The sequence below is a fragment of the Bradyrhizobium sp. UFLA01-814 genome, assembly GCF_046718885.1.
In the GTDB taxonomy this organism is placed as follows: domain Bacteria; phylum Pseudomonadota; class Alphaproteobacteria; order Rhizobiales; family Xanthobacteraceae; genus Bradyrhizobium; species Bradyrhizobium elkanii.
Genome location: NZ_JAQOSR010000299.1, coordinates 1 through 5,321, shown reverse-complemented (window position 1 = coordinate 5,321; position 5,321 = coordinate 1). Strand labels below are relative to the sequence as shown.

Annotated in this window: 6 protein-coding genes; 3 read left to right on the top strand and 3 right to left on the bottom strand. The window is 66.3% G+C overall.

All coding sequences use genetic code 11. From position 1 onward, the window contains the following. Positions 1-620 (bottom strand): enoyl-CoA hydratase-related protein (locus PMN64_RS41800; protein WP_411784986.1); only part of this gene is annotated, 620 nt, incomplete at its 3' end. 177 nt (positions 621-797) lie between these two features. On the opposite strand from PMN64_RS41800, the gene PMN64_RS41795 reads away from it, so the two are divergent. Beyond that, a complete protein-coding gene (locus PMN64_RS41795) occupies positions 798-1,772 on the top strand; it encodes a 2-dehydropantoate 2-reductase (RefSeq protein WP_411784985.1) in 975 nt (324 codons plus the stop codon). Between the two features lie 40 nt (positions 1,773-1,812). Then, on the top strand, positions 1,813-2,592 hold the full coding sequence (locus PMN64_RS41790; protein ID WP_304497650.1) for an SDR family oxidoreductase: 780 nt from the start codon (positions 1,813-1,815) through the stop codon (positions 2,590-2,592). A gap of 141 nt (positions 2,593-2,733) precedes the next feature. Here PMN64_RS41790 and PMN64_RS41785 read toward each other — a convergent pair whose 3' ends face one another. Both PMN64_RS41785 and PMN64_RS41780 read right to left on the bottom strand, forming a co-directional pair. Further along, entirely contained in the window at positions 2,734-3,459 is a 726-nt protein-coding gene (locus PMN64_RS41785) for an aspartate/glutamate racemase family protein (protein ID WP_411784984.1), read from the bottom strand. A gap of 123 nt (positions 3,460-3,582) precedes the next feature. After that, positions 3,583-4,263 carry an alpha/beta family hydrolase gene (locus tag PMN64_RS41780; protein ID WP_411784983.1) on the bottom strand — a complete coding sequence of 227 codons (681 nt, stop codon included), beginning with the start codon at positions 4,261-4,263 and terminating at the stop codon, positions 3,583-3,585. Positions 4,264-4,526: 263 nt separating this feature from the next. Between PMN64_RS41780 and PMN64_RS41775 the strand changes: the two genes are divergently transcribed. Continuing rightward, on the top strand, positions 4,527-5,321 hold a 795-nt coding region (locus PMN64_RS41775), incomplete at its 3' end, for a di-heme-cytochrome C peroxidase (protein ID WP_411784982.1).

The window sequence follows — 5,321 nt, the reverse complement described above, 5'->3', positions numbered from 1 at the left end:
GCATCCGGCGCATTGCCGAGCAGTTGCTCGACGACCTTGGCACCGGCGCTGTCGAGATCGGCAAGCGCCACCACCTCATGGACGAGGCCGATGCGGCGGGCATCCTCGGCGCCGAACCGTTCGCCGGTCAGTGCGTAGCGGCGCACCTGGCGGACGCCGATCGCGTCGCAGAGCTGCGGGATGATGATCGCCGCGGTCAGGCCCCAGCGCACCTCGGTGATCGAGAACAGCGCATTGTCGGCCGCGATCACGATATCGCAGGCCGAGATCACGCCAGTGCCGCCGCCGAAGCAGCCGCCCTGCACCAGCGCCACGGTCGGGACCGGCAGCGTGTTGAGGCGCTGCACCGCCTCGAAGGTGGCGCGCGACGCCGCCTCGTTCTCCTCGAACGATTTCGGCCGTACGCCGTTGATCCATTTCAGGTCGGCGCCGGCCTGGAAATGCTTGCCGTTGCCCTTCAGCACGACGACGCGCACCGGCTTGGTCGAGAGATCGTCGATCGCGGCCAGCACGCCTGCAATCAGCGCGCCGTCATAGGCATTGTTGACCTCGGGACGATTCAGCGTGACGGTCGCGACCCCGCGCGCATCGAGGCTCCACAGGACTGGGCTGGCCGACATGACGTTGCTCCCTCGTTCGGCATTGCTGTTGTCTGTACTAGCCTTGCACTATGGCGAGAGCGGATGCCTTGATCCATCACTTTCGAGCGCGCGCGACCGCGCCACGCGCATGACGGGTTGCGCGATGCCCCGCGCTTGTGGAAACTGACCGGCACATTGCGGAGAATTGTTCCACTCATGCGTATTTGCATTTTCGGCGCGGGCGCCGTCGGCAGCCACTTCGCGGTCCGGCTCGCGCGCGCCGGTCACGATGTGGCGTGCGTGATGCGCGGGCCGCATCTCGACGCGGTCAGGACCGGCGGACTGACGCTGAAGGTCGGCGATAGCAGCGTCACCGCGAAGGTGAAGGCCTCAGCCGATCCTGCCGATCTGGGACCGCAAGACATCGTCATCAGCACACTGAAGGCGACCGGCATCGGCGCGCTCGCAACCGGGCTCCCGCCGCTGCTTCGGCGCGACACATCAATCGTGTTCGCGCAGAACGGCATTCCCTGGTGGTACGATCTCGGCCTGCCGCCGCAGCATCCCGCCATCCCCGACCTCGGCTTCCTCGATCCCGGCGGGCATTTGCGCAGCGTCATCCAGAACGAGCGGATCATCGGCGGCGTGATTTTCTCCTCCAACGAGGTGGTCGCGCCCGGCGTCGTCGCGAACCTGTCGCCGGACCGCAACCGCCTCCTGATCGGTGAATGCGACGATCGGCAGAGCGAGCGCATCGCCCGCCTGCGCGCGGCGCTCAGCGACGCCGCGATCGAATCGCCCGAGGTCAAGGAGATCCGCGAGACGATCTGGTCGAAGCTATTGACCAACATGTCGATGTCGGTGCTCTGCCTGTTGACCGGGCTGACCGCGCGCGGCGTCCGCGACGATCCCGACATGCAGGACGTGATCCCGCGCCTGCTCGACGAAGCCAATGCGGTGGCGACACGCTATATCCCCGCCGTCAAGCGCGTCACCCGCAGCGGGCCGGCGCCGGACCACAAGCCATCGATCCTGCAGGATTACGAACTCGGGCGCGCCATGGAGATCGATGTGCTGGTGCGCGCACCGGCGGCATTTGCCCGCGCAGCCGACATTTCGACCCCGATGCTCGACCTGATGGCCGCGCTCGCAATCCAGAAGGCGCGTGACAAGGGCCTGTATCAGGGCTGACAATCCGACCCACCACGATAACAAGCAGGGACATCGAACCATGCAAGTCAAGGACAAGGTCTGCGTCGTCACCGGCGGCGCGAGCGGGATCGGCGAAGCGGTGGCGCGGGCCTATGCGGACGCCGGTGCGCGCGGCGTCGTGGTCGCCGATCTCAAGACCTCGCGCGACAGGCTCGCCAGCGTCGCCGGCGATATCGACGGTCTGGCGGTCACCGCCGACGTCGGGCTCGAGGAGGACATCAAGGCGTTGATCGCCGCGGCCGAGGACAAATATGGCCCGGTCGACGTGTTCTTCTCCAATGCCGGGCTGTCGCGCAAGGGACAAGAAACCGCGTCCGATGCCGACTGGGATGTGAGCTGGCGCGTGCATGTGATGAGCCACGTGTTCGCGGCGCGCGCGCTGGTGCCCGGCATGCTCGCGCGCGGCTCCGGCTATCTCATCAACACCGCATCCGCCGCGGGGCTGTTGGCCTCGCTGAACTCGATGCCTTACGGCGTGACCAAGAACGCCGCGGTCGCGCTCGCCGAGCATCTCGCCATCCAGTATGGCGATCGCGGCATCCGCGTCTCCGTGCTCTGTCCGCAATCGGTGCAGACAGGCATGACGACGCCGGGCCCGAGTGCGGCGCGCGTCGACGGCGTGCTGCAGCCGGGCGAGGTGGCGCGGATGGTGATCGAGGCGATGGCGGAGGAACGTTTCCTGATTCTGTCGCATCCGCAGGTGCAGGAATACATGCAGCGCAAGGCCACCAATCGCGAGCGCTGGCTGTCCGGCATGCGCCGCCTGCGCGACCGGATCTATGGCGGGGCGGCGTCGTAACAATCTCGCCGTCATTGCGAGCGAAGCGACGCAATCCATACCGCCACTTGCCGAGAAATGGATTGCTTCGTCGCGGAGCCTGTCATCCGGCGGCGCCTTGCGCCGACCGGGTGGCTCCTCGCAATGACGCAGTCATTACTTTTAATCAGGCGCGAACCCTTCGAGCATACCGTGGTATTTTTTCGCCGCGGGCGACGCATAAGCACCGCGACGTGACGTCGTGAGCTTGAGGCCGGCAAGCGCTTCCGCCTGCTTCACCGCTGCGGCCAGGCCGTCGACCACAGGCGCGCCGAATTGCACCGACAGCTCATGGGCAAGATCGGCCATGCCGGCGCAGCCGAGCACGATGGCGTCCGCGCCGTTGTCCAGTGCCCGCGCGATCTCGGCCTCCAGCTTGGCCTTGGCGCCCGAGCCCGGCTTCTCGAGATCGAGCACCGCGACGTCGCAGGCGGTGACCACCGCGCGGTCGGCAAAGCCGTAGCGGCGCACCAGTTCCTCCAGCGGGACGATCGAGCGCGGCAGCGTGGTGACGATGCCGATGCGCTTGGCGATCTGTCCGGCGGTGACCAGCGCCGCCTCACAGATGCCGACTACGGGGTAGCGCGCCGCCGACCGCGCGGCATCGAGCCCGGTATCGTCGAAGCAGGCGATGATGCCGGCATCGGCATCGGGCGTCTTCAGCAGCGCCTCGATCAGCCCGGGAACGGCGAAGGCCTCATCATAGAAGCCTTCGATCGAGGCCGGTCCCATCGCAGATGTGACGGCGACGATCTCGGTGCCCGGCGCGGCCACCGCTTGCGCAGCGGCCGCGATGGTCGCGGTCATCGACGCGGTGGTGTTGGGATTGACGATCAGGATCTTGGCCATGGGTGGAGAATAACATCCCTTTCGCGGCCAAGCGTAGCCCGGATGAGCGAAGCGATATCCGGGACCGATCTCGCCCGCGGCATGCAGACCCCGGATGTCGCTTCGCTCATCCGGGCTACACACCTATGAATGCTTCGCGACCCAGCCCGCGAAGGCATCGAGCACCTCGGCCATCACCTCGCGGTCGTTGCGGCCGGAGCGCTTGAGGACATGGAAGGAGTGGTCGGCCTCACGCACCAGATGCAGCGTCGCACGCGCGCCCAACCCCTTCACCATCGGCTCGAGCAGATCGAGCTCGGCCAGCGCATCGCGCGTGCCCTGCAGGAACAGCATCGGGACCTTGACCTCGGTGAGATGCTTGGCCCGCTCGCTCGACGGCTTGCCGGCGGGATGCAGCGGAAAGCCGAGGAACACCAACCCGCGCACGCCGGCGAGCGGCGCCCTGGCCTGCGCCTGCGAGGTCATGCGTCCGCCGAACGACTTGCCGCCGGCGAACAGCGGCAGTTCGCCGCAATGACGCACGGCTTCCGCAACCGCGGCGCGCACCGTCGCCTGCGCGACGGCGGGCGGATCGGGCCGCTTGCTGCCCTTCTCCATGTAGGGAAACTGATAGCGCAATGTCGCGATGCCGCGCTCCGCCAGGCCCTCCGCGATCACGGCCATCGAGGGATGCGTCATGCCGGCGCCGGCGCCATGGGCAAACACATAGGCGCTACGGGCCTGCGCCGGCAGCAGCAGCAGCGCGGACACCGTGCTGTCGTCCGAGACAGTGATCGAAAGCGGTTGTGCGGCTGACGCGTTCAAGATGACATCTCGAAGAATTGTTGCTCCGTTACTTCTAGTCGCAGGCCTCGATGCGCGCAAATGCCGCCGCAACCGGCACGCCGCAAGTGAACTGGCTCACAGCCAGCCAACGTTTCCTTTGCAACATTTCCGTTGTTAGACCAAGCGCCGCCACTGTAGGATGGCGCACACCGCATCACACGCTTAACGCGAACTCGTTTTTCGGCGAATTTTAACATCTCGTCCATATGAGGCGCGGGTACCGCGAATTGGGGGAACGGGGCATGCCTCGCAAGACGATATTCGTCATCGGACTGTTGATTGTCGCCGGCGTCCTCTATTTCAAGGACGATATCGAGACGGTCGCGAGCGGCTTCCGCGTCAAGGTCGTCGACTACCAGCCGCCGGCAAAGACCGTGTGGCTGGATCAGAATGTCAGCGCGGAGCGGCTGCGCTGGTTCTACCACGCCGACCAGGGCACGCGAACCTTCGGCATTCCCCATGAATGGTTCATGGCGCTGGAGCAGCCGACAGTCTGGCCGCTGTTCACCGCGGCGCCGCGACTCAGCGAGACCAATTATCTCGGCCGCTTCGGCTTTATTCCCGACACGGTGATTCCGGGCAAACCCGATGCGCTGCCGATCGGCTTTGCGCAGGGCGGCCCGATGGCCGATGCCAACGGCGCGCCATGGCGCAACCCGCACAGCAAGGCCGACATGACCGGCGTAGGCCTCACCTGCGCCGCCTGCCACACCGGCAGCTTCAGCTATCGCGGCACCGAGATCGTGATCGACGGCGGGCCGGCCAACACCAATCTGTTCGAATTCCAGAAGAGCGTCGGCGTCTCGCTGCTGCTGACGCGGTTCTGGCCGGGCCGCTTCGCGCGCTTTGCCGACGAGATCCTCGGCAAGGATGCCAGCCTCGACGAACGCATGGCGCTGCGCGGCCAGCTCGACCTCGTGCTGAAGCAATACGCCAACATCAATTCGCTGGAGAACAAGGTCGCCGCCAACAGCGTCGAGGAAGGCTATGCGCGGCTCGACGCGCTGAACCGGATCGGCAACCAGGTGTTCTCGATC